The 24314-nt window shown below is 36.2% G+C and carries 26 protein-coding genes; 25 read left to right on the forward strand and 1 reads right to left on the reverse strand.

The window, feature by feature from the left end; all coding sequences use genetic code 11:
• The 4 genes from RMR19_RS13495 to RMR19_RS13510 all read left to right on the forward strand — a co-directional run.
• The coding region (locus tag RMR19_RS13495; RefSeq protein ID WP_310604016.1) for an ATP-binding protein at nucleotides 1–1149 on the forward strand (1149 nt) is incomplete at its 5' end.
• A gap of 215 nt (nucleotides 1150–1364) precedes the next feature.
• Nucleotides 1365–2051: a polyphosphate polymerase domain-containing protein gene (locus tag RMR19_RS13500; RefSeq protein WP_310604017.1), complete on the forward strand. Its 687-nt coding sequence runs from the start codon at nucleotides 1365–1367 to the stop codon at nucleotides 2049–2051.
• A gap of 103 nt (nucleotides 2052–2154) precedes the next feature.
• The gene (locus RMR19_RS13505) at nucleotides 2155–2850 is read left to right on the forward strand and encodes a DUF4956 domain-containing protein (protein ID WP_310604018.1); all 696 of its coding nucleotides are present in this window, start codon (nucleotides 2155–2157) and stop codon (nucleotides 2848–2850) included.
• A 14-nt stretch (nucleotides 2851–2864) separates the two neighbouring features.
• Nucleotides 2865–5057: a CotH kinase family protein gene (locus tag RMR19_RS13510; protein ID WP_310604019.1), complete on the forward strand. Its 2193-nt coding sequence runs from the start codon at nucleotides 2865–2867 to the stop codon at nucleotides 5055–5057.
• Nucleotides 5058–5285: 228 nt separating this feature from the next.
• Here RMR19_RS13510 and RMR19_RS13515 read toward each other — a convergent pair whose 3' ends face one another.
• Nucleotides 5286–6053: a shikimate dehydrogenase family protein gene (locus tag RMR19_RS13515; RefSeq protein ID WP_310604020.1), complete on the reverse strand. Its 768-nt coding sequence runs from the start codon at nucleotides 6051–6053 to the stop codon at nucleotides 5286–5288.
• A 166-nt stretch (nucleotides 6054–6219) separates the two neighbouring features.
• Here RMR19_RS13515 and spoIIIAA point away from each other — a divergent pair, with 166 nt between their 5' ends.
• From spoIIIAA to RMR19_RS13620, 21 genes are all read left to right on the forward strand, one after another.
• Complete coding sequence (spoIIIAA, locus tag RMR19_RS13520) at nucleotides 6220–7182, forward strand: stage III sporulation protein AA (protein ID WP_310604021.1); 963 nt, start codon at nucleotides 6220–6222, stop codon at nucleotides 7180–7182.
• Nucleotides 7183–7513: 331 nt separating this feature from the next.
• Nucleotides 7514–8035 (forward strand): stage III sporulation protein AB, encoded by a 522-nt coding sequence (locus RMR19_RS13525; RefSeq protein ID WP_310604022.1) that lies wholly within the window; start codon nucleotides 7514–7516, stop codon nucleotides 8033–8035.
• A gap of 454 nt (nucleotides 8036–8489) precedes the next feature.
• Entirely contained in the window at nucleotides 8490–8684 is a 195-nt protein-coding gene (gene spoIIIAC / locus RMR19_RS13530) for a stage III sporulation protein AC (RefSeq protein ID WP_310604023.1), read from the forward strand.
• 44 nt (nucleotides 8685–8728) lie between these two features.
• Nucleotides 8729–9109 carry a stage III sporulation AC/AD family protein gene (locus tag RMR19_RS13535; RefSeq protein WP_310604024.1) on the forward strand — a complete coding sequence of 127 codons (381 nt, stop codon included), beginning with the start codon at nucleotides 8729–8731 and terminating at the stop codon, nucleotides 9107–9109.
• Nucleotides 9110–9148: 39 nt separating this feature from the next.
• Entirely contained in the window at nucleotides 9149–10339 is a 1191-nt protein-coding gene (locus RMR19_RS13540; protein ID WP_310604025.1) for a stage III sporulation protein AE, read from the forward strand.
• Nucleotides 10340–10359: 20 nt separating this feature from the next.
• Nucleotides 10360–10995, forward strand: coding sequence for a stage III sporulation protein AF (locus tag RMR19_RS13545; protein ID WP_310604026.1), 636 nt, complete (start codon nucleotides 10360–10362; stop codon nucleotides 10993–10995).
• Between the two features lie 12 nt (nucleotides 10996–11007).
• Nucleotides 11008–11592 (forward strand): stage III sporulation protein AG, encoded by a 585-nt coding sequence (locus tag RMR19_RS13550; protein ID WP_310604027.1) that lies wholly within the window; start codon nucleotides 11008–11010, stop codon nucleotides 11590–11592.
• A 9-nt stretch (nucleotides 11593–11601) separates the two neighbouring features.
• Complete coding sequence (locus tag RMR19_RS13555) at nucleotides 11602–12351, forward strand: SpoIIIAH-like family protein (protein WP_310604028.1); 750 nt, start codon at nucleotides 11602–11604, stop codon at nucleotides 12349–12351.
• A gap of 143 nt (nucleotides 12352–12494) precedes the next feature.
• On the forward strand, nucleotides 12495–12872 hold the full coding sequence (locus tag RMR19_RS13560) for an Asp23/Gls24 family envelope stress response protein (protein ID WP_310604029.1): 378 nt from the start codon (nucleotides 12495–12497) through the stop codon (nucleotides 12870–12872).
• Between the two features lie 122 nt (nucleotides 12873–12994).
• Nucleotides 12995–13390 (forward strand): transcription antitermination factor NusB, encoded by a 396-nt coding sequence (nusB, locus tag RMR19_RS13565; protein WP_310604030.1) that lies wholly within the window; start codon nucleotides 12995–12997, stop codon nucleotides 13388–13390.
• Between the two features lie 35 nt (nucleotides 13391–13425).
• The gene (gene xseA, locus RMR19_RS13570) at nucleotides 13426–14634 is read left to right on the forward strand and encodes an exodeoxyribonuclease VII large subunit (protein ID WP_310604031.1); all 1209 of its coding nucleotides are present in this window, start codon (nucleotides 13426–13428) and stop codon (nucleotides 14632–14634) included.
• Entirely contained in the window at nucleotides 14634–14849 is a 216-nt protein-coding gene (gene xseB, locus RMR19_RS13575) for an exodeoxyribonuclease VII small subunit (protein WP_310604032.1), read from the forward strand. Before xseA ends, xseB begins: the two co-directional genes overlap by 1 nt.
• Entirely contained in the window at nucleotides 14839–15783 is a 945-nt protein-coding gene (locus tag RMR19_RS13580; RefSeq protein WP_310604033.1) for a polyprenyl synthetase family protein, read from the forward strand. Before xseB ends, RMR19_RS13580 begins: the two co-directional genes overlap by 11 nt.
• A 17-nt stretch (nucleotides 15784–15800) precedes the next feature.
• Entirely contained in the window at nucleotides 15801–17669 is a 1869-nt protein-coding gene (dxs, locus tag RMR19_RS13585) for a 1-deoxy-D-xylulose-5-phosphate synthase (RefSeq protein WP_310604041.1), read from the forward strand.
• A gap of 26 nt (nucleotides 17670–17695) precedes the next feature.
• Entirely contained in the window at nucleotides 17696–18592 is an 897-nt protein-coding gene (locus tag RMR19_RS13590) for a TlyA family RNA methyltransferase (protein WP_310604034.1), read from the forward strand.
• Nucleotides 18593–18619: 27 nt separating this feature from the next.
• The gene (locus RMR19_RS13595) at nucleotides 18620–19471 is read left to right on the forward strand and encodes an NAD(+)/NADH kinase (protein WP_310604035.1); all 852 of its coding nucleotides are present in this window, start codon (nucleotides 18620–18622) and stop codon (nucleotides 19469–19471) included.
• Between the two features lie 63 nt (nucleotides 19472–19534).
• Complete coding sequence (gene argR / locus RMR19_RS13600; protein ID WP_310604036.1) at nucleotides 19535–20005, forward strand: arginine repressor; 471 nt, start codon at nucleotides 19535–19537, stop codon at nucleotides 20003–20005.
• A gap of 105 nt (nucleotides 20006–20110) precedes the next feature.
• Complete coding sequence (locus tag RMR19_RS13605) at nucleotides 20111–20839, forward strand: YebC/PmpR family DNA-binding transcriptional regulator (RefSeq protein ID WP_310604037.1); 729 nt, start codon at nucleotides 20111–20113, stop codon at nucleotides 20837–20839.
• A gap of 205 nt (nucleotides 20840–21044) precedes the next feature.
• Nucleotides 21045–22388 (forward strand): endolytic transglycosylase MltG, encoded by a 1344-nt coding sequence (gene mltG, locus RMR19_RS13610; RefSeq protein WP_310604038.1) that lies wholly within the window; start codon nucleotides 21045–21047, stop codon nucleotides 22386–22388.
• A 91-nt stretch (nucleotides 22389–22479) separates the two neighbouring features.
• On the forward strand, nucleotides 22480–23610 hold the full coding sequence (locus RMR19_RS13615) for a zinc ribbon domain-containing protein (protein WP_310604039.1): 1131 nt from the start codon (nucleotides 22480–22482) through the stop codon (nucleotides 23608–23610).
• A gap of 2 nt (nucleotides 23611–23612) precedes the next feature.
• Nucleotides 23613–24314 (forward strand): hypothetical protein (locus RMR19_RS13620; RefSeq protein ID WP_310604040.1); only part of this gene is annotated, 702 nt, incomplete at its 3' end.

The following is a 24314-nucleotide window of genomic DNA, read 5'->3' on the forward strand; positions in this document are numbered from 1 at the left end:
GTTAATGGATTTGATAAAAATCTATGGCATAACTATCTTGCCTATATATTAGCAACGAATGAGAATCCATTTAGCATAACTTGCGAAAAAACGGGGGCACAAAACGGAACGGTAAATGTGTTTGCAAAGAATGATTTTGCTATCTTCAAGAAGTTGTTTGATTATGATTTTTCAAAATTAGAAGAGGAATTAAACATTAATTGTTTCAGTACGATTCTAAACTACCAGTCGATTCAAAAGAGTGGAAAGAGATATAACAAAAATGTAAGCGAGAAGGTTCGTGCACTTAGTGAGGCAATTGAACAGGCAAGCGATGAAGAAGAAATTTACAAGATTGTTACGTCGTTCTACAGAGATTATGGTGTAGGAAAGTTTGGTTTGAACAAAGCATTCCGTGTAAACCACATAGCAGATGAGGCATCGCTTTATCCGATTACGAACACAGAAGAGATATTTCTTGATGAGTTGGTTGGTTATGAGTTGCAGAAGCAAAAACTTATTGATAATACACTTGCATTTGTAGAAGGAAGAAAGTGTAATAATGCATTGCTTTATGGTGATAGTGGAACTGGAAAATCAACGAGCATTAAAGCGATTTTAAATGAATATTATGACAGAGGGTTACGAATGATTGAAATCTATAAACATCAGTTTCAAGATTTGTCTTCGATAATCGCGCAGATTAAGAATCGAAATTATCGCTTTATTATCTATATGGATGATTTGTCGTTTGAAGAATTTGAAATCGAATACAAATATCTGAAAGCGGTAATTGAAGGTGGACTAGAGACGAAACCAGACAATGTTTTGATCTATGCAACTTCAAATCGTAGACACCTGATTCGTGAAACGTGGTCCGACCGTTCGGATATGTCACAAGATGAATTGCATCGTTCGGATACGATTCAAGAGAAATTATCCTTGGTGGCACGTTTTGGTGTTTCGATTAATTATTCGGCACCAACGCAGAAAGAATACTATGAAATCGTTAGGAGTCTTGCAAAACGTTATGATTCCATAACGCTATCAGATGAAGAACTTTGTCTACAAGCGAATCGTTGGGAACTTAGTCATGGTGGTTTATCTGGCCGCACGGCACAACAGTTTATCAATTACTTAGCTGGTAAAGCTGATGATGGTGAGAAATAGATAAAATTAATAAAAAGTTGTAGTGTAAGCAATGGGCTTAATAAAAAGCCTGCTTATGCTACAACTTTTTTTACACAGAATGTTCACAAAGTTTACATGGAGTTTACACAAATTTTATGTAGAATAAGTTATGAGTTAAGACAACAACGGTTTTGATTGACACAAAAATAAAGTAGCAGTGGCTATTGAAAAACGTATGCTAGGAGGTGAATGTAATGAAGGATTTACTATTACGTCATGAATTAAAACATCATATTAATTATTTGGATTATATTGCAATTAGAAATCGTCTGCAAGTAGTAGCAAAAAGAGATGCCAATGTAGATGAAGATGGTACATACATAATTCGCAGTTTATATTTTGATAATTATCAAGATAAAGCATTACTAGAAAAAATGAATGGTGTTAGTAATCGAGAAAAGTTTCGTATTCGATACTACAACGATGATTTCTCTTTTATCAAATTAGAGAAGAAGAGTAAGATACATGGTTTGTGTAATAAGATTGCTGTAACGATTACAAAAGAAGAATGTGAGAAGATTATTGCAGGTGATATTGAATGGATGAAAGAGAGTAAGCAAGCTCTATTGGTGGAATTATATGCCAAGATGAAATACCAACAATTAAGACCGAAGACGATTGTTGAATATACAAGAGAACCCTATGTATATCAAACAGGAAATGTAAGAATCACATTTGACAGTAAGGTGCGAACAGGAATATGCAACAAAAATTTCTTTGATATAGATGCACCAACAATTGCTGCAAGCGAAGAAAATATCACAATATTAGAAGTCAAATATGATCAATTCTTACCTGAGATAATTGAGAATTGTATTCAGATGAAAGACAGAAGAACAAGTGCTTTTTCAAAATATGTTGCATGTCGTACCTACGGATAAGGAAAAAATTAAAAACTAAAAACATAACTATTTATGTAAAGGATGAAGAACTGAATAGTTATCAAAAAAATAAAACGAAAAAGGCGAAAGCCAAGGAGGAACAATGAATTCAATATATTTAGCAACAACAACATTTAGTGATGTATTTAAGTCGAGTTTTATGGATAAGGTGTCAAGCTTTTCTGTTGTGGATACTTTAATAGCAATGTGTGCAGCATTTGCGTTAGGACTGTTTATCTTTTTTGTTTACAAGAAAACATTTAGCGGTGTTATGTATTCTGCATCATTTGGTGTATCATTGATATCAATGACGTTAGTAACAACATTCATTATCTTAGCAATCACATCAAACGTAGTATTATCACTTGGTATGGTTGGTGCACTATCCATCGTGCGTTTCCGTACTGCAGTAAAAGAACCACTTGATATATCATTTTTGTTTTGGGCAATTGCAGTAGGTATTGTAGTAGGAGCTGGATTAATTCCACTAGCAGTAATTGGAACTATATTAATCGGTATTGTTATGATTGTATTTGTCAATAAAAAGAGTACAGATAATCCATATATCTTAGTAATTAGTTGTGTAAATGATGCGTCTGAAAAGACAGCAATCGAAGCAGTAAAAAACAGTGTTAAGAAACATGTAGTAAAATCAAAAACAGTATCAAAAAGTGGTATTGAATTGACAGTAGAAATTCGTTTAAAAGATATGACAACAGAATTCGTAAATAAAATTAGTGACCTTAACGGTGTTGAAAATGTAGTATTAGTAAGTTACAACGGCGATTATATGTCATAAAAAGTGGGTGAAACATGATTACAAATAAGCATATAAACAAAATAGTCATAATCTGTACTGTAATCATCTTGCTTCTAACGGGAGTTATGATTTACGTTGGAAATACAGACTTAGTGACAAGCAGTAGCGGTGTTTCCTTTGATTATGAGACGAAGCTATTTGATCATGATACAATTATGACTGTAGATATTCAAGTTGATGAAGACTCTTGGAATGAAATGCTTGACAATGCAAGTGCTGAGGAATATATATCCTGTACAGTAGTTATTAATGGAGAAGCATTTGCTAATGTAGGTATCAGACCAAAAGGAAACACGAGTTTAACACAAATTGTTGCTGATGATACAACAGATCGTTATAGTTTTAAGATTGAATTTGACCATTATGATAAAAATCTAAATTGCTATGGTCTTGATAAATTAGTTCTGAACAATGTTATGTCAGACAGTACGTATATGAAAGAATATCTATCTTACGATATACTAAATTATGCAGGTGTAGTTACCCCTCTTTATAACTATGCATCTATTACTTTGAATGGAGAAGACTGGGGATTCTATATTGCACTTGAAGCAATGGAAGAGTCGTTTGCTATGCGTAACTACGGTTCAAGTTATGGACAGTTATATAAACCAGAAACTATGGGCGTAGGCGGAGATGAAGCTGGCGGAATGGATATAGACATGAGCGACTTCAAAGCGAATTTTGAAGAGCGGATGAATGAAATGAATGTAAGTGGGCAAACATCGACGGGACAAGCTGATAATTCCACAGAACAAGGTGATGTATTAAGTGGTCAGAATGTAGCAAAAACGGAGCAAGGTGATGCGTCAAGTACTCAGAATGCAACAACACAAGATGCGAGCACTTCTCAAAACAATAGCACCGAACAAACGACCATGCCAGATTTCAGCGATATGAAACAAGGCTTTGAAGGTGGCGGTATGGGTGGCGGATTTGGAAGTTCCTCATCTTCGGCAACACTGGAATACATTGATGATGAAATTGACAGTTATAGCACAATATTTGATGCTTCTGTATTTGATACAGATGAAAGTGATTATGAGCGTGTTATAACAGCAATTAAAAACTTGAATGAAGGAACAGATTTAGAGACATATGTAGATGTAGACGCAGTACTTCGCTACATCGCAGCTAATACAGTGATTGTTAATCTTGATAGTTATTTCTCAAGTATGCAACATAATTATTATCTCTATGAAGAAGATGGTCAAATCACAATGTTACCATGGGACTACAACTTATCGTTTGCAGGATTCCAAAGTGGAACAGCAACATCAGCGATTAACTTCCCAATTGACACACCGGTATCAGGGATTGAATTGGAAGACCGTCCGATTATAGCAAAATTATTTGAAAATGAAGAATATTTAGCACAGTATCATCAGATACTTCAAGAAATCGTTACGGGATATTTTGATAGTGGTCTATACTTAAGTACAATTAACACGATAGATGCTCAGATTTCATCTTATGTAAAAAGTGATGTTTCTGCCTTCTATACATACGATGAATATGAAACAGGTGTTGAAAATCTAATCCAATTTGGTTTGTTACGTGCAAAAAGTATTCAAGGACAACTTAATGGTACAATACCATCAACAACTGCTGGTCAAGAAGCAGACAGTACGACATTAATTGACGGAAGTAGTGTAAACCTTACCGCGATGGGTACACAAGGTGGTGGTAACGGTGGTGGCGGAGGTGGAAACATGCAAGGTTTCGATCCATCAACCATGATGCAAGGTGAAATGCCACAGATGCCAGGAACAACAAGCGAAAGTACAGATGCAAATACAAGTAGTGACGCAAGTACGACAACAATGACGCCACCGCAGATGCCAAGCGATACAACGGAGAGTACAGATACAAGCACAGATGCCACAACGATGACACCGCCACAGATGCCAAGTGACACAAGTGAAAGTACAAGTAACGACACAAGTACAGATACTACCACAATGACTCCACCACAAAGAAATGGTGATACAAATGGAGGACAATTTGGTAATCGAGGCGGTAGAGGCGGAATGCCGGGCGGATTTAGCGGTGATATGTCAACAACTGCTGCCGATAATACAGAAAGTCAAACAACAGGTATTATAGTAATTGCAGTCTGTATGTTGCTAAGTGTGATAGCAGTTATCGTTGTAGTAGTATTTAAGAGAAGAAAGTACAGAGCATAAATAGCATAAATAAAAATGCCATTAGTAAAGCAGAAATCTAAAAAGAAAATCTGTTCACTAATGGCATTTTTTTGAAAAAAATCAACGTATCAAAGTTTGAAAAAAAGATTTATCATAGAATATCTTGTAGCATTTATACATCATTCTATTGCCAAACACTTGCTAGTATTTATACATCACTTTATCCATACTTGCATACCAACAAAGTTTTGCATCTACTGTTGGGGGTTATTTACTCATATCTGACATGATTTGAAGAAAGATAGGATCGATTACTTCGTCATCAATGGATTTATCTAAGAAGAACTCAACTGCATATTTTGCTTGTCCAACAAGCATCTCTAAACCATTAACGGCTTGCATTCCAAGTTCACTTGCTTGTTTTGTTAATGTTGTTTGTAATGGATTGTAGATTACATCAAGAACTGCTTTGCATTGTGAAAATGATGCAAGGTCAATTGGAGAATCATCTACATTAGGATACATACCAACAGGGCTTGTATTTACAACTACTTCAACATCAAGATGTTTTTCGAGTACTTCTTCCTTTGTAATTACGCCTGGTGCTGGGAAGATATCAATGATAATGATTTCTTTCGCGTTAAGGTGCTTTAAAACAGCAATAATTGCTTTAGATGCTCCACCGTTACCAATTACAAGAACTTTTTTACCCTCAACAACAACATTGTGGTGTTCAACCATATATAAAAATCCAGAAAAATCTGTATTATGTCCAATTAGTTTTCCGTCTTTATGTACAATGGTATTAACAGCACCAATGCTTTTAGCATTAACATCCATGTCATCAAGATATGGGATGACATCACATTTGTATGGGATTGTAACGTTAATTGCCTTAAAATCTCTAGCTTTCATGAATTCAGGGAATTCTTCTCTTGTAAGAGGGGTAATATCATATTGATAATCTGCTAATTTCTCATGTATTTCTTTGGAAAAACTATGTCCAAGTTTTTCTCCGATTAGTCCGTATTCCATAGTCATAATCTCCGTTTCTTTATCATATTATTTTTAGAACCAATATTTTTTCCGTTAGTTTCTATATTAATATAATGGGAGAAACATTGCAAGTTTATTATGAATAAATCCGTATCTGCAACATATATTGTTTTAAGGTGTAAGAATAATTGCTGGGGGGATATAGGTGATAAAGAAAGACGAGCTACTAAGAATTTTCTCGGTACAATTGAGGAATGTCTTATCTAGACTGAATATGAATTATGGAAATCTACAAGAAATCCGATTGCGAATAAATGCACCTTTGATGGTGGTTTATGAGAATAGAGAATATTTTGTTTCAATGAAATATGAATTGACAGACTGTATCCAAGATGCATTTATGATAACAAAAAATGAGATACGAGAAACAATGGAATACATCAGCAATTATTCTTTATATGCATTTGAAGATGAGATAAGACAAGGGTTTATAACGATACAAGGAGGACATAGAGTTGGTATTGCGGGGAAAGTAATTCTTGAAGATAACCGAATTAAGAGTATCAAACATATATCCTTTATCAATGTGAGGTTATCCCATCAAGTAAAGGGATGTGCGGATTTAGTTGTACCGTACATGGTGAATGAGGATAGGAAGAATATATTTCATACATTAATAATTTCTCCACCACGTTGTGGTAAGACAACACTTCTGAGAGATATTATACGTCATCTGTCGAATGGAGAGGGGATTGAAAGTGGGATTACAGTAGGAGTGGTAGACGAACGTTCCGAAATTGCAGCATGTTATATGGGGATTCCGCAAAATGAACTTGGAATTCGAACGGACATCCTTGATTGTTGTCCCAAGGCAGACGGAATGATGATGCTAATTCGTTCCATGTCTCCTCAAATCATTGCGGTAGATGAGATTGGTTCAAGGGAAGATATCGAAGCAATCGAATATGTAATTAATTGTGGTTGCAAATTAATAGCTACCGTACATGGAAGTTCTATTGATGATATTAAGAATAAGCCGATACTTGGTAAGCTTGTAAGGGAGAAGACGTTTGAGAGATACATAGTAATGGATAATCGAAAGAATATAGGCTGCATAGAGGAAATCTATGACGCAAGAGGAACATTGCTATATAAGGATAACTTTTAGGTAATGAGTGCAAAATTCAATTTACAAGTAATAAGCTTCTTGATTGCTGTATGCTAACACAAAAACACGCGACACATCTAAGTGCTTCTAGATGTATACGGATAGGCTGTCTAAAAGTTACGGAAACGCTTTCGATTCGGCATCGTGCCTCAGCTCAAGCTGGCTCGGCGTCCATGCCTCGCCTTCCTGCGTTTTGCAGTATACATCAAGAAGTACTATAGATGTTTTGCTATCGTTTTTTTAGTTAGAATACAGCAATCAAGAAGCAGTCAAGGTTATAAAGAGTTTTGCGACTACATAGTAACAAGAGAAACAGAGAGGAGAGAAACAAGTGATTGGAAAAATAATAGGAGCAATTTTGGTAATTGTGTCAAGTGGCTGTATGGGGGTATATTTTAGCGTCATTTTGAAAGAAAGGATTAAGGATTTAAAGGAACTTAATAAGTTAATTGTTATTTTGCGAGGTGAGATTCGATATGCAAGTACACCACTGCCAGAAGCGGTGGGAAGCCTTGCAGAACGTACAGATGGAGAGTATCGCCGATTCCTTCATGCAGTAGCCCAAGAACTAGACAAGCTAGAAGGCAGGACGTTTAGCGATATATGGCACGGATGTGTAGAGTCGGAATTAGTAGATACAAGCCTAAGCAAAAAGGACAAACTGCTGCTATCAAGACTAGGTGAAAATCTAGGATATCTTGATAAAGAGATGCAGCTAAACACCATAGACCTCTACATAACGCAGATACAAGGTGAACTTGATGATGCCGTTGATTGTGTGAAAGAGAAGGTACGTCTCTACAATATGCTTGGCGTGATGGCAGGTATTTTTATTACGATTGTATTGATTTAATTGAGGATATTGATATATATGGTGGATAATGAACTAAAGACCATAACAGAAATAATGCTACAAGAAATATTTTTTTGTTTCATTCTGTTACCGTACTTGTGTACCAACAAAGTAAACATGCAAAACTTCAATGCTTTCCCTGCTTCTTCACTGCCGTAGTAGAACTAAGAAACGATAGCAAAACACCTAAAGTACTTCTTAGTGTGTATATCCACAACCTAGGAAGGCGAGACAAGGACGTCGAGCCAGTCTGAGCTGAGGCAGGATGCCGAATCGAAGACGTTTCCGTAAACTTCCAACAACGACACATACACACTTAGAAGTACTTAGGTGTGTAGCGTGTTTCGTGTTCTACTACGGCAGTGAAGAAGCTATGAAAACATAAAAAGTTTTGCTATGAGAACGTACAATACACAAGTACATCAATCAAAAAAACAAGAAAGGAAATGCGGATATGTCAATTAATCTTATATTTAAAATAGCGGCAGTTGGTATCTTGGTATCGGTACTAAGCCAAGTGTTGAAGCATTCAGGACGAGAAGAACAAGCATTTTTGACAAGCTTAGCGGGGTTGATTCTTGTATTGCTATGGATTATACCGTACATATCAGAACTGTTTAATACGATTAAGAATTTGTTTGCGCTATAACGTCAAGAAGGAATGTGAAGATGTATGGGAGGAGTAGTGGAGATATGATTAAGGCAGCAAGTATAGGTATTGTAGGAGTATTAATAGCGATTCAGTTTAAGAATGGTAAATCGGAATATGGTATGTATATCGCTGCTGCAGTATGTGTCATAATTACAGCACTCGGTATAAGTCGATTAGAAATTATTATAGATACGATTAACCGAATCCAAGGTTATCTGTCAATTAATAAAACATACTTCAATATATTATTTCGGATTATAGGCATAACCTATATCTCGGAATTTGCATCAAGTTTATGTAAGGATGCTGGACATGCAGCGATTGCAGGACAGATTGAATTGGTAGGAAAGTTATCGATATTGACAGTGAGTATGCCGATTCTATTGGCATTATTAGATACGATTAATGAATTTTTGGCATAGAAAGATGGGAAGAATTCGAAGGCGTCTCAAGCAGATAATATGAGGAAAGGAATCATCATGAAACGACTCATCATACTAATTGCATTTCTATTTTGGTTAGATGCAACAACAGTAAGTGCAGATGATAAGATGTTACATACAACGCAAAAAAACGATGATACAACTACGGGAGACTATTTGGCGAATTATGAGGATTTTGACTATGATGATATTCAAGGTACAATTGACGATGCTTTAGTAAATAATAAAACATTTGACTTTAAGAGTTATGTGGGGAAGTTGATACGCTCAGGAGAGGGGGTATCGGCAAAAGGAGCAGTTGGTGATTTGTTTCTGGCGATAGGAAACGAATTTGCAGCAAATCGTGCGGCATTGTTCAAGCTAATAATGATTGCAATTGTAGCAGCGGTATTTACGAATTTTACAAATGTATTTAATAACAATCAAATTGGTGAAACAAGTTTTTATATTACATATCTACTACTATTTACAACAATAACGGGAACATTTGCATCAGCAACAATGGTAGCAAGTGGTGCAATTTCGGCAGTACTATCCTTTATGAAAGCGTTGATACCTACCTATCTCATGTCGATTGCATTCTGTTCATCGAGAGCAACAACATTGGTTTTTTATGAGGGGGCATTAATACTGATAACAATTGTAGATGTTGTATTAGTGCGAATCATGATCCCGTTAGTGAATATCTATATGGTGATAACACTCGTTAATAATCTGGCGAAAGAAGATTTTCTTTCAAAAATGGCAGAGCTATTAGAAACAATAATAAAATGGACACTTAGGACGTTACTTATCGCTGTTGTGGGGTTCAATACGATTCAAGGTTTAATTGTTCCCGCGTCAAATTCCCTTAAGAAATCAGTGGCAATCAAGCTTACAAAAGCAATACCTGGTATTGGAAATTCTCTCGACTCTGTTGCAGAAACAGTTATGGGAGCAGGATCATTAATAAAGAATGCAATTGGCGTGACAGGATTAGTCGTTATTACTCTAATTTGTCTAATGCCGTTAATTAAATTAATTGTTACAATGTTAGTTTATAAAATAGGAGTTGCGATTGTGCAACCAATATCCGATAAGCGAATTATAACTTGCATTAGTGGAGTTGCGAATGCAGCGGAATTGTTGATTTATGTAGTGAGTATAGCAGCAGTCTTGTTTATAGTCACGATAGCAATTTTAGCTGTATCGACCAATATTGGAACGTAATGGAGTAGGTGAGGAGTTTTATGGAACAGATATATTCGCTCGTTAGAAATATTGTAGTTTATCTAATTCTAGTTACGATTATTATGAATCTGATAGGAAAGAGTAGTTACCGCAAATATATTAGCATATTTACCGGGATGGTATTAATTCTCGTTATTGCAAAGCCGATTCTTGGTTTGTTTAACTTGTCAGATACATTTAACTATTATTTTAATAATAATCTTTTTGCAATTGAATCGAAAGATTATAGTGATAAGTTAATGGCAGCAGATAATAAAGGAAAGGAAGCAGTTTTAACGGAGTATCGTAATATTATTAAAGAGCAGATTGAGATGGTGTTAAATCGTTATAAGTTATATCCTTCCACGGTTAACGTTTCTTTGAACACGGAAGAGTCGAGCGGGGGATATGGAATGATTACAGAGATTACAATAGTCGCTGCGTTTACAATAGAAGATGAGGTGGTAGAGAGTAGCGACATTAAAGTAGATAAAATTATGATTAATCAAGATATTAAGATTGATGGAAAGGAAGAAAAGGAACAGTCGGAAGAAGTAGGTGCATATGAGGATACAAAGAAAAAGATACGAGAAGAATTGTCAAGTTCCTTTCAGATAAAGCAAGATCAAATTCATATTACGATTCAGGAAGGATAAGGGAGGGAAGGAATGGAGAAAAAGAAATTATCGTTAAAGGAGATAGGAATACCAAAGTTAGCCATTATGTTCCTATGTGGAATATTATTAATAATTCTTTCGTTTCCAAGCTTGCTTTCAGGAGGTGATAAGAAGGAGAGCACAAAGACTACAACGACAGAGAATGCTACGGCACAAACATCGGTAACGGAAGATTCCTATGAGAGTGAGATGGAGGAGAAACTAAAGGTAGTATTAAAGAAAGTAGAAGGAATCGGAGATGTAGAAGTTATGATTACATTGAAGTCTTCGAAAGAGAAAATTACGTTGAAAGATACGCCGTATTCACAGGAAACGCTAAGCGAGACAGATAGTTCAGGTGGTACAAGGCAGAGTAATACAATAGATAAAAAAGACGAAACCGTTTTGCAAAATAGTGGTTCGGGTGGTTCGACGCCATATGTAGTGAAAGAATTAGAGCCGGAAATCGAGGGAGTACTTGTAATTGCGCAAGGAGGTGGTTCTCAAACAATAATCAGTGAAATTGTTGATGCTGTAGAGGTATTATTTGGTGTACCTGCACATAAAATTAAAGTAATGAAGATGAATTCGAATTAGGAGGTAACAATGAAGAATATTCTTAAAAAGAATCAAGTAATTATAACTGCACTAGCTATCATGATTATTGTTGCAGGATATTTACAATTTACGAAGGATAAGGCAAATGATGCCCAATTAAGTGCAAGTGCTGGTCAGGATTTATTAGAGGTTACAGATGGAGATGTGCTTGATACTGCTTCAAGTGATGTGTTAAGTGTTGACGATGCAACAAGTGAATTGATTACAGCAAACCTACAGGATGGAACAATGGACATCTCGGAAGAAGATAATGCGGCATATGATGCGGCGGCAAACATATCGGATGCAAGTAGTGAAGATGTTGCTCAAACGACAGCGCAGGAGGGTACAGACTCTGCAGGAGAAGCAGTTTTAGTAAATACGACAATTGGCGCTGATTTCTTCTCTGCTGCAAAATTGCAAAGAGAGCAGATGAGAGCAAAGAACAAAGATACTTTAATGAGTGTAGTAGATAATAACAGTTTAACAGAGGCGCAAAAACAGGAAGCTCTTGATAAAGTAATTGAGATGACAGCAATTGCAGAAAAAGAGAATGCGGCAGAAACTTGGTTAGAGGCAAAAGGATTTGATGGTGCTGTTGTCACAATTACGGAAGGAAGAGTCGATGTAATTGTTGGAGTACATAATGCGACAGAGCAGACGATTGCGCAAATCGAAGATATCGTTAAGAATAAAACAGGTGTGAAAGCAGATAAAATTACAATTAATCCTGTTGTTGTAAAAGATGCGCAACAATAGCAAAACATATCGAATGTGTTACATGATATTAATTTGGTAATACTATGTTTAAGGGCGATACAATGATGTTAGTACTTGCAAATCGGTGTAAGTTTGTTATAATAAACATAGTAGTACCAAATGTAAACAGGAGGTAGTTAACGTTGAGTAAAGAACGAGAGAATAAAACTAATTATAGAATACATTCAGGAGATAGCATTGGAGAAGTTCGTATTGCGGATGAAGTCGTTGCTATTATTGCAGGATTGGCTGCTACAGAAGTAGAAGGTGTTGCAGCAATGAATGGAAATATTACAAATGAACTTGTTAGTAAACTTGGAATGAAGAATCTTTCGAAAGGTGTAAAAGTAGAAGTTGGACCAGAATCAGTATCTGTAGACTTAGCAATTACATTAGAGTATGGATGTAGCATTCCAAAGACTTCGGAAACTGTTCAAGAGAAAGTTAAATTAGCAATTGAGAATATGACAGGATTGAGTGTTTCAGAGGTAAATGTTCGTATTGCAGGAGTTAATGTATAACCATTGCTCAAAAGAGTGAAACGGGTGTTCATCAAACCCCGCACTTAATGTGCGGGGGTATTTTTTGATTTTTTACATCTTTACGAGAAAAGAGTTCCGTTATGGAACGCAGGAGGAATTGAATGAATAGAAGAGAAATTAGGGAACATGTATTTAGAATGTTATTTCGTAAGGAGTTTCATGATATTACAGAATTAGATGAGCAGATGGAATTGTATTTTGATTTGTTAGCAGACCCAACAGAAAAAGAAACTGCCTATTTGAAGAATAGGGTGAATAACGTATTAGAACATGTTGCTGATATTGATGCAATGATAGAACAAGTAACAGAAGGCTGGAAGATAAATCGTATTGGTAAAGTTGATTTAACAATTCTACGATTGGCTATATATGAGATGAAATATGATGACGATGTTCCAACAAAGGTAGCAATTAATGAAGCAGTTGAGATTGCTAAGATATTTGGAGAAGATAATTCATCAGGATTTATTAACGGAGTATTAGCTAAGATCGTATAGTGAAAAGATAGCTACGAAGAGAGGATGCAACGAGTATGAATCATGTATATACGGTTACACAGATTAATCTATATATTAAGGACATGTTTGCCAGAGATTATGCTTTGAACCGTATCTATGTGAAAGGAGAAGTCTCGAATTGCAAATACCATACATCAGGACATATCTATTTTACATTAAAGGATTCTAGTGGACAAATGGCTTGCGTTATGTTCGCAGGGCAAAGAGGTGGACTGGCTTTTCGGATGCAGGAAGGGCAGAGTGTAGTTGTTCTTGGAAGCGTTAGTGTATATGAACGAGATGGTAAATATCAGATGTATGCAAGAGAAATTCTTCTTGATGGAGCAGGTGTGCTATATCAAAAATTCGAAGAATTGAAAAAAGATATGGAGAAAGAGGGGCTTTTTGAACAAAAGTTTAAGAAGCCTATTAAACGATATCCGAGAACGGTAGGGATTGTAACTGCTAAGACAGGAGCAGCAATTCAAGATATCATGACGGTTACGGCGAGAAGAAATCCATATGTACAACTAGTGCTATATCCTGCTCTTGTGCAAGGAGAGGCAGCGTCAGCGTCTATTGTAAAGGGAATCAAGTGTTTAGATGCTTACGGAGTAGACACCATTATCATAGGACGTGGTGGTGGATCAATTGAAGATTTATGGGCGTTTAATGAAGAGATAGTAGCGAGAGCAATCTTTTCATGTAATACCCCTATCATATCAGCAGTAGGACATGAGACAGATACAACAATTGCGGATTATGTGGCGGATTTACGAGCGGCGACACCATCTGCTGCTGCAGAATTGGTGACAGGAGATATTCGTGATTTGTTTCAAGATGTATATTCTTACCAGCATACGTTGCAATTCCATTTGAGACAAAAATTGCAGATGGCAAGGAATCAATTACGCCAGTATCAATTAAAGTTAGAACATGCAAGTCCATTGTATCAAGCAAACCAAAAAAGACAGTATCTTATGGAGAAAGAAAATCGTTTGCAATATTTGATGAAACAACGTTTGATTGAGAAGAGGCATCAACTAGAAATCTTAGCAGAACGTATGAAAGGGGTATCACCTCTTGATAAGTTAAACAAAGGATACTCGGTTGTAACCGATGAAGAACATAAAATTATCCGTAGTGTGAATCAGTTGTCGAAGGAAGATGTAGTAATAATTGAAATGATAGATGGAGATGTGAAAGCATCTGTCATATCTACACAGATTAGGAGGCATGAATAATGGCAAAGGCGAATAAAACATTAGAGGCTTCTTTTGAGGAGTTAGAGCAAATAATCGAGAAATTAGAGAATCCAGAGGTTAGCCTTGATGATTCTTTTAAATTATATAATACAGGTATGAAATTACTGAAATCGTGTAACGATTCAATTGATAAAGTTGAGAAAAAAATCCTTGTACTTGGTGAAGAAGGAGAGTCGGTAGAACATGAACTTTAAGAAAGAATTCGATGAACGAGTTGAAAATATAGAACGTGTAATTAGGGACTACTTGCCAAAAGAGACAGGATATCAAAAAACGGTTTTGGAGGCAATGAATTATAGTATGTTAGCAGGTGGAAAGCGTCTAAGACCAATGCTTATGGAGGAGACATTTCGCTTGTTTGGTGGAACGAATGAGGATGAGATTGAGCCTTTTATGGCAGCTATGGAAATGATTCATACATACTCTTTGGTGCATGATGATTTGCCAGCGATGGATAATGATGAATATCGAAGAGGAAGAAAGACCACTCATGTTGTATTTGGAGAAGCAATTGGAATACTAGCAGGAGATGGTCTGCTTAATTTTGCATATGAAACAGCAAGTAAGGCATATCATTATAGCGTTGCAGATGAAAACTCTGCGATGCTAGAGAAAGAACAGTTGTTAGAGAGAATACAACACGGTAACCGAATTATGAAAGCGATGAATGTGCTCGCAAAGAAACCAGGTATCTATGGAATGCTTGGTGGACAGGTTATTGATGTAGAAGCAACTGGTAAAACAATAGATAAAGACAGACTGGATGTTATCTATGAATGGAAAACAGCAGCATTAATTGAGGCATCAATGATGATTGGTGCAATTCTTGCAGGTGCAACGGATGCGGACGTAGAAGTGATTAGAGAGATTGCACTTTCTATCGGTTTAGCATTTCAGATTCAAGATGATATTCTTGATGAAACAAGTACAATGCAAGTGCTTGGCAAACCAATCCATAGTGATGAGAAGAATGAAAAAACGACATATGTAACATTGTTTGGAATAGAAGAAGCGAAACAGTATGTAAAAGATTTATCAAAACAAGCGGTTGAGAAGTATCAATCTTTGAACAAGACGAATGAGTATCTTGAGGCGTTAATCTACTATTTGATAGATAGGGAAAAATAATGGAAGAAAAAGAGAGAATGATATTAAAAACAATTACTGGACCAAATGATATTAAGAAAGTGCCTGCCAATCAATATACGGAACTAGCACAAGAGATTAGAGAGTTTTTGATTTCTAATATAAGTGTAACAGGTGGACATTTGGCGTCAAATCTTGGTGTTGTTGAACTTACAATGGCACTTCATTTGTCACTTGATTTACCAAAAGACAAATTGGTCTTTGATGTTGGACATCAAGCATATACACATAAAATATTAACAGGTAGAAAAGAAGGCTTTCGTAATCTGAGAAAATACGAAGGCCTAAGTGGCTTTCCGAAAAGGGGAGAAAGTGCCTGTGATGCATTTGATACAGGGCATAGTTCAACCTCTATATCAGTAGCTCTTGGTTTAGCAAAAGCAAGAGATTTGAGTGGCGAGAACCATGATGTTGTTGCTGTTATTGGAGATGGTGCATTATCAGGTGGAATGGCGTTTGAAGCTTTGAATAATGCGGCAAGATTGAAGTCCAATATGATTATAATTCTCAATGATAACAATATGTCCATTAATGAAAATGTTGGTGGTATGGCAACATATTTGGGAAAAATTCGTACAAGTGTAAAATATAATGGTTTAAAAGAAGGGGTAGAGCGAGCTTTATCAAATCTACCAAAAGGGAAATCGGTAGTGAATCGATTACGTCGTTCAAAAGACAGTATTAAACGATTGTTTATACCCGGAATGCTATTTGAGGACATGGGACTTACGTATATAGGGCCAATTGATGGACATAATATAGAGCAATTACGTTCGGCGATTAACAGTGCGAAGCAAATGAATGAAGCAGTTATTATCCATGTCATTACGAAAAAGGGGAAAGGCTATAAAGCGGCAGAGAATAATCCAGCGAAATATCATGGAATTGATCCTTTTGTAATTGAAACAGGAGAAGTTAAGAAAAAATCATCTAAGAATACTATGACATATACAGAAAAGTTTGCGAAGACATTAGTTTCTTTAGGGGAACAGGATGATAAAATTGTTGCGATAACGGCAGCGATGCCATCGGGAACAGGATTAACTCGATTTGCAAAGAAGTATCCAAAGCGTTTCTTTGATGTTGGTATTGCCGAGGAACATGCAGTGACATTTGCAGCTGGATTAGCAGCAGGTGGTATGAGACCAGTTGTAGCAATCTATTCATCTTTTTTACAAAGAGCGTATGACCAAATGTTACATGATGTATGTATTGGCTCGTTGCCAGTTGTATTTGCAATAGACAGAGCTGGTATTGTAGGAAGCGATGGGGAGACACATCAAGGTGTATTTGATATTTCTTATTTGCTATCAATGCCGAATATGACGGTGATGGCGCCAAAGAATGGACAGGAACTAGAATCAATGCTTGCATTTGCATGTACTCATAATGGACCGGTTGCAATTCGCTATCCAAGAGGAGAGATTCATCTAAGCCTGCAAGAGTTCAAGGCACCAATTGAGTTTGGGAAAAGTGAATTATTATACAAGGAAGAAGGAATCCTTTTACTTGCCTATGGAAACATGGTAGAAGTTGCTAATCATGCAAGGAAATTGTTGAAAGAACAAGGATATCAAGTGAGTTTAGTGAATGTTCGATTTGTTGCTCCGTTAGATGAAGAATTATTAAGGGAGCTATTGCCAACTCACAGATTTGTTGTTACTTTAGAAGAAAATATTGAATCAGGTGGATTTGGACAAAAAATAGTTGGATTTTTATGCAGAAATAATTATAATGATAATAGATACATTCGAATTTCCCTTCCAGATGTGTTCATACCACAAGGTGATGTTGAATTATTGAGAAAAGAGTATGGATTAGACGCAGAGTCTATCGTGAATAAAATTCTTGCAAAGGTGAAATCGTAAATCGAATGTAATTGGATGAGGTGTTTATGAAAGAACGTTTAGATGTATTATTGGTTCAGCGTAATTTGGCGGAATCAAGAGAAAAAGCAAAAGCAATCATTATGTGCGGAAATGTGTTTGTCGGAGGGCAAAGAGAAGATAAAGCAGGAAGTATGTTTTCGAATGATGTAGAGATTGAAGTAAAAGGTCATTCTATGAAATACGTTAGCCGTGGTGGTTACAAGTTAGAAAAGGCAATTGAACAGTATGGAGTATCTGTACGAGATAAGGTATGTATGGATGTTGGCTCGTCAACAGGTGGATTTACAGATTGTATGTTGCAAAACGGCGCTGTCAAAGTCTATGCAGTGGATGTTGGAACAAACCAATTAGCTTGGTCTTTGCGTTCAGATGAAAGAGTTGTAAGTATGGAAAAGACAAATATCCGCTATGTAACAAGTGAGGATATTAAAGAATTGATTGCATTCGCGTCTATTGATGTGGCATTCATATCGTTGACCAAAGTATTGATTCCTGTAAGAGACCTCTTGGAAGAGACAGGACAAGTGGTTTGTCTAATCAAACCGCAATTTGAAGCAGGAAGAGAGAAAGTCGGGAAAAAGGGCGTTGTTCGTGAGAAAAGCGTGCATATCGAAGTTATTGAGAAGATAGTTAAGTATGCAGTAGCAATAGGATTTACTGTTTTAAATCTTGATTATTCCCCAATTAAAGGTCCAGAGGGAAATATAGAATATCTATTATATATTGAAAAAAATAAGGATTACAAACAAGTAGTTGATGCACAGGAAGACAGCGACATGGAAGTTGATGATATTATGGAATTATCCATTGAGGAATGTAATGAATTCGTACAAAATGAAGCGATTCAAGATATCAATCTGTTTATAAAAGAGACAGTTGCTAGAGCACATACTACTCTGTAGGTCTGATGAAGGGGCTTGGTGCAAGAGATGAATAATTTCTGTATTATAACCAATATCGATAAAGATAATGAGTACAAGACGACGAAATTAATACAAGAGTACCTAACTAGCAAGGGAAAGAGATGTATCATATCGCAAGAGAATACTGCAGGTACGAATGATGAAAGAACAGACGTATCATGGATACCGGATGATACCGATTGTGCAATTGTACTTGGTGGTGATGGAACGATTATTCGTGCGGCAACAGATTTGTATGAAAAAGAGATCCCTTTGCTTGGAATTAATCTAGGAACATTAGGGTTTCTAGCAGAGATTGAGAAGCAAGATATTATACCAGCACTAGATTGTTTGCTGGAAGAAGATATCCATATGCAAAAGAGATTGATGTTGAATGGAAATGTTTCTCGCAACGAGAAGGCGTTCTATGACGACTTTGCTCTCAATGATATTGTTATTAGTAGAAGTGGCTTCTCAAGAATTATAAGTGTCAGTGTTTATGCCAATGGTATTCTTGTGGATACTTACCATGGCGATGGTGTTATTGTAGCAACGCCTACTGGTTCAACAGGATATAATCTTTCGGCAGGAGGGCCAATTGCAGCACCTGGTTCCAATGTAATAATGATAACGCCGATTTGTCCACATTCGATGAGTCAACGAAGTGTACTACTATCTTCAGAGGATGAAATTACAATCTTAATAGATAAGAGTAAGAAGACGCAAAAAGAGGAAGCGATTGCAACTTTTGATGGTCGAATGGCAATGGAATTAAAAGCGGGTGATATGATTCGCATTAAGAAAGCAGAGAAAGTAACAAAGTTGATAAAGATAAACAAAAAGAGTTTCTATGAAATTCTTAGAAATAAATTAAAATAGTTGAGTATAGGTGTTATTAGTTTTACATGTTGGCTTTTTAACGGTGATTTTGGGAGGATAAGTATGAAGATTAAACGTCAGACGAAAATAATTGAGTTAATTACGAAAAATGATGTAGAAACACAGGAAGAATTAGCTGAGTTACTAAATGCGGCGGGTTATAATGTTACACAAGCAACGATTTCACGTGATATTCGCGAGTTGAAATTAACAAAAGTATCTTCCGAAAAAGGAAAGCAAAAAGATATTGTATTACAAAAGCAAGAAGCTGGATTGAGCGAGAAATTCGTTCGTGTATTACGTGATGGTTTTGTGTCAATGGATCGTGCACAAAACATTATGGTAATTAAAACGGTTTCTGGTATGGCAATGGCTGTTGCAGCAGCGCTAGATGCACTACATATTAATGGAATTGTAGGCTGTATCGCAGGTGATGATACAATTATGTGTGCGATTCGTACAGTAGAAGATACAATTGAAGTTATGGAAAAAGTGAATAAGTTAGTAAGCGCAAGAGGTGATGGGTACTTTTAAGGAAGGGTATTCTGAAACTTGATTGTAAGAAAAAAGCGTGGTATAATGGTTCAGTTAGAGATTAATAATTAAAAAATGATACAATGGATATAAAGGAGAATTGCTATGTCGGGACATTCAAAATTTGCGAATATTAAACATAAGAAAGAAAAAAATGATGCTGCAAAAGGAAAGATTTTTACTATCGTTGGTAGAGAAATTGCTGTAGCGGTAAAAGAAGGTGGAGCGGATCCATTGAATAACTCACGTTTACGTGATGTTATTGCAAAGGCAAAAGCAAACAATATGCCAAATGATACGATTGAAAGAGGTATTAAAAAGGCAGCAGGAGATGCGAACAGTGTTAACTATGAGCACGTTACTTATGAAGGATATGGACCAAATGGTATTGCTGTTATTGTAGAAGCATTAACAGATAATAAGAATAGAACAGCATCAAATGTAAGAAATGCATTTACAAAAGGGAATGGTAATGTAGGTACGCAAGGTTGTGTATCATTCATGTTTGATAAAAAAGGACAAATTATTATCGATAAGGAAGAATGCAGTATGAGTGCAGATGACCTTATGATGATTGCTTTAGATGCAGGCGCAGAAGATTTTGCAGAAGAAGATGACAGCTTTGAAATCTTAACTGATCCAGAGATGTTCAGTGAAGTTCGTGAAAAATTAGAAGCGGAAAATATTGCTATGGTTGAAGCAGAAGTTACTATGCTTCCTCAAACATGGACAGAGCTTACAGATGAAAAAGATATTAAGTATTTCCAAAAGACATTAGATTTATTAGATGAAGATGATGATGTTCAAGCAGTTTATCATAACTGGGAAGAATAATTGAATATAGTAATACAGCGGTTATTCTAACTTTATGGAGTAAACGTGCGTATTATACTATTTAGAGAGCCTACATAATGTATAAGTTGCATTATGCTAGGCTTTTTACTTAATAAAAGAATTGCAGAATGACGAAGGAGTAGAGTTTTTATAGACGCAACATGTTGGATTGGATGTATAGTTAGAAAGGGAATGGTAATAAAGTATGAAAGAAAAGCGGATGCGTAATCGTATGTTGATAAGTATGATGATTGTGATTTTGTTTGGTTGCTGTATAGGAAACAAACCATTAACAAAGATAGAGGCAAGTAGCGCGACAAAGTACGGAGTTCTAATTGCGGACGCAAAAGGAAAATACACATTCTATGATTGGAATGCTGAAAAGGGAGCGCAAAGAATGATTAAGAAATCATCGAATATTATGTTGCCGCTACGTAAAACGTGTAGTGCCCTTTCGGATATAAACTATTCCTATGACTTTAAGACAAACAAAGCAACGGTAACCAATATAAAAAATGGTAAAAAAATCGTATTTACGAAGGGTAGTAAAACAGCGTATACTTATGCAAGTAGCAAAGCAAAAGCCAAGAAAGTTACTTTGAAATATAAGATGTATCTAGATAGTGATAGCAACGCAGCTATGGTAGAAGCAAGTGCGCTATCCTACGTGTTATCTGTAAAAACAGGATATCAGTATTATTCAGATAGTTCGGTGGTTGCGAATGCAGGCTATTCCATAAAGCAATATGCAGGAATTATCGTGCTGAATCCCTATAAGAAAGTAAGTAGCCTTCCTGATGCGACAAAAGTAAACTATGTAAGTGAGAAAGTAGCAAGCAATATAAAGAAAGTTACAATACCAGAAGGATATTCGGTAGCGCAGACATTTGAACTTCTTGTTAGTAAGGGAGTATGTGCGTCTACGAAAGCACTTTTTGCAGCCGAGAAGAAAGATTTCTCTTCATTTACCTGTATTGCCAGTCAACTTTCAAAAGAGAATCGATGTTTTACATTAGAAGGATATCTATATCCAGATACGTATGAGTTTTATGGAAATAGTGAGCCGATTGATGTATTAAAGAAAATTGTTGCGAATGCAGATAAGAAATTAACGGATGCGTATTATACAAGAGCAGAGGAACTAGGGTATTCTCTTGATGAGATTCTTGTAATTGCGTCAATTATCGAGAAAGAAACGGGAAAAGATTCTGAGAGAGCGAGTATTGCGTCTGTACTGCATAATCGTTTAAACGCAGGAATGAAACTACAATGTGATTGCTCCATTCATTATATTGAGAAATATGTGAAACCATATATTAGTGGTGATGTGAATCGTTATAATTCTTATTATAATACGTATAAATGCAAAGCGCTTCCAGAAGGAGCGATTGCAAGTCCGGGTAAGAAAGCGATTCAAGCAGCATTGTATCCGAAGGAAACGCAGTATTTTTACTTCTGTTCTGATAAGGACGGGGGATATCATTATTTTGTTACATATGAGGAGCAGTTGGCTTTTTTGAATTCTCTTGAGACGGAAGAAGTCGAGTAATGAGAGATTGTAGGAACTCCGATGGGTAATATGTACTATTCTAGGGAATATCTAGTGGTGTTATTATAAATGTATGAGAGGAGGAGATACTATGTATTGTAGACGTTGTGGAAGTGAGGTTGATGATACCTCAAATTACTGTAGATATTGTGGTGAATCTTTGCGGTCAGAAGATTTGGAGAAAAGACAAAGAAAGCTACATAAAGAGACGGTATTTTATACAGCATTTTCAATTGCTACGGTATTATTCTTTGTGGTTTGTATTTTTATTATACAGAATAACCCATCATTTAAGAGACAAGAAAGTGAAGTACAGGAAGAACAGACTTCTCAGGTCGTAGCTGATACGAAAGTGACGAAATCTTCAAAAGGTGTAAGCGAAGAGGAAATAAAGCTAGGAAGTGCCAAAATACTAGAGGGAGACACGATATTAATAACGACATTTGTTGAGGTTAAAGGAGATGCATGGACCAAAGAAGATGAGGACTGTGCTAAAAATGCATTAAAAGAAGCGGTTAAATGGATTGAACAAGAAGGAAGAGTGTATGGAAAGGAAATTAACTTTATCTATGACGTAGATTCTGAATCTGATTTGCGATACGATCAATCGATTGATTATTCTATTGATAGTGAGTCTGTGAATACGAGTCGAAATCGATATTATGTGCATAATAAAGTATGGATACGAGAAAATATAGATGTTGCATCAATTAAGGAAAAGTATGGTACAGATAATATCGGATATTTGTTTTTGGTGAAAGATAAAGGATTATCCTATACGTATACGCACTATTTAGAAGATCGAATTGTCAACAAAGAGGAGATGTGCACAATCTATCTTATAGATTCGAGTTATACGGAGGATTACTATGAAACAGCAGCAACCTATGCACATGAGATTCTACATCTGTATGGTGCGTTAGATTTGTATGAAGGTGCCTGCCCAGAGCATATTAATGATTATGTGATAGATACCTATCCGTATGAAATTATGCTTAGTACCTACGATGAAACATTGACTCCGAATGAATACGGAGAAGTAAAGGAAATCTCGTCGATTACGGCATATATGTTAAGCTGGATTGATGAGATAGAAGAACTGACAAAATTCCCAGAAATGATAAGGGAAGAAGCGGCATGTTTTTCTCAGGAAGATTATGGTGGATATCGTTTTGACGATACAGAGGAAGATAGTTTCTACGAACGAGGAAAAGGGGAGTGAATATGGAATTTAAGGAGATGACCTGTCCTTTTTGTAAAGGGGAATTAAAGATTCCAGAAGAGTTATCGACATGTATCTGTATGTATTGCGGGAAAAAGATTGAAATTGCGAATACAGGAAAACTAGCAGAGAATTGTCTTGAATATGAGAAGTTTTGTGATATCGCTATGAATGAAGGGGCGAGCATAGTACTGAACCATTTGAATTTGATGAAGTCATTTAAAGCGAATTTGTATGAAGATGCTTTTAAACGGTATCTTGAAGTGTGTATGGCAACTATTCAAGCGTTAGATAGGGCATGTGGAAAATTACCATATATTGAAGGCGGACAATTAGCGAATTCGAAGTATAAGGCAGAAACAGAACAGCAATTGATTGAACTTTGGGTGATGCGTGTGCTAGATGATATGGAAGAAAACTGTAAGATAAAGCGTGCCGAAAACGGTAAGGTATCGAATTCAAGGAAAGTGGACGAGCTTCGATTTATTATGGCATTGTATACAGTTCCAATGATACGGGAAACAAAACTCGAAGCAGCAGAAGCAATTGCAGAGTTAATAACGAAAGAATGGGAAAGTCGTTATCCATTACAGAAATTTAGCAAGGCGGATTATGCAGAGATACGAGATGGTTTCAGAAAAATAAAATTATGTTTTATAACTACCCCGACAGGTGACTATCTAGTTAAAACACATAATTGCCTG

This window comes from Anaerosporobacter sp. (assembly GCF_031551385.1).
Classification (GTDB): Bacteria; Bacillota; Clostridia; order Lachnospirales; family Lachnospiraceae; genus Anaerosporobacter.

Excerpts from the sequence above, each read along its gene's own strand:
- RMR19_RS13605 (WP_310604037.1), top strand. The coding sequence starts at position 20,111 with ATGTCGGGACATTCAAAATTTGCGAATATTAAACATAAGAAAGAAAAA.
- RMR19_RS13540 (WP_310604025.1), top strand. The coding sequence starts at position 9,149 with ATGAGGAAAGGAATCATCATGAAACGACTCATCATACTAATTGCATTT.
- dxs (WP_310604041.1), top strand. The coding sequence starts at position 15,801 with ATGATATTAAAAACAATTACTGGACCAAATGATATTAAGAAAGTGCCT.
- RMR19_RS13595 (WP_310604035.1), top strand. The coding sequence starts at position 18,620 with ATGAATAATTTCTGTATTATAACCAATATCGATAAAGATAATGAGTAC.
- spoIIIAC (WP_310604023.1), top strand. The coding sequence starts at position 8,490 with ATGTCAATTAATCTTATATTTAAAATAGCGGCAGTTGGTATCTTGGTA.
- xseA (WP_310604031.1), top strand. The coding sequence starts at position 13,426 with ATGAATCATGTATATACGGTTACACAGATTAATCTATATATTAAGGAC.
- RMR19_RS13500 (WP_310604017.1), top strand. The coding sequence starts at position 1,365 with ATGAAGGATTTACTATTACGTCATGAATTAAAACATCATATTAATTAT.
- RMR19_RS13505 (WP_310604018.1), top strand. The coding sequence starts at position 2,155 with ATGAATTCAATATATTTAGCAACAACAACATTTAGTGATGTATTTAAG.
- RMR19_RS13590 (WP_310604034.1), top strand. The coding sequence starts at position 17,696 with ATGAAAGAACGTTTAGATGTATTATTGGTTCAGCGTAATTTGGCGGAA.
- RMR19_RS13545 (WP_310604026.1), top strand. The coding sequence starts at position 10,360 with ATGGAACAGATATATTCGCTCGTTAGAAATATTGTAGTTTATCTAATT.
- RMR19_RS13510 (WP_310604019.1), top strand. The coding sequence starts at position 2,865 with ATGATTACAAATAAGCATATAAACAAAATAGTCATAATCTGTACTGTA.
- RMR19_RS13550 (WP_310604027.1), top strand. The coding sequence starts at position 11,008 with ATGGAGAAAAAGAAATTATCGTTAAAGGAGATAGGAATACCAAAGTTA.
- argR (WP_310604036.1), top strand. The coding sequence starts at position 19,535 with ATGAAGATTAAACGTCAGACGAAAATAATTGAGTTAATTACGAAAAAT.
- nusB (WP_310604030.1), top strand. The coding sequence starts at position 12,995 with ATGAATAGAAGAGAAATTAGGGAACATGTATTTAGAATGTTATTTCGT.
- xseB (WP_310604032.1), top strand. The coding sequence starts at position 14,634 with ATGGCAAAGGCGAATAAAACATTAGAGGCTTCTTTTGAGGAGTTAGAG.
- RMR19_RS13580 (WP_310604033.1), top strand. The coding sequence starts at position 14,839 with ATGAACTTTAAGAAAGAATTCGATGAACGAGTTGAAAATATAGAACGT.
- RMR19_RS13535 (WP_310604024.1), top strand. The coding sequence starts at position 8,729 with ATGATTAAGGCAGCAAGTATAGGTATTGTAGGAGTATTAATAGCGATT.
- RMR19_RS13515 (WP_310604020.1), bottom strand. The coding sequence starts at position 6,053 with ATGGAATACGGACTAATCGGAGAAAAACTTGGACATAGTTTTTCCAAA.
- mltG (WP_310604038.1), top strand. The coding sequence starts at position 21,045 with ATGAAAGAAAAGCGGATGCGTAATCGTATGTTGATAAGTATGATGATT.
- RMR19_RS13555 (WP_310604028.1), top strand. The coding sequence starts at position 11,602 with ATGAAGAATATTCTTAAAAAGAATCAAGTAATTATAACTGCACTAGCT.
- RMR19_RS13615 (WP_310604039.1), top strand. The coding sequence starts at position 22,480 with ATGTATTGTAGACGTTGTGGAAGTGAGGTTGATGATACCTCAAATTAC.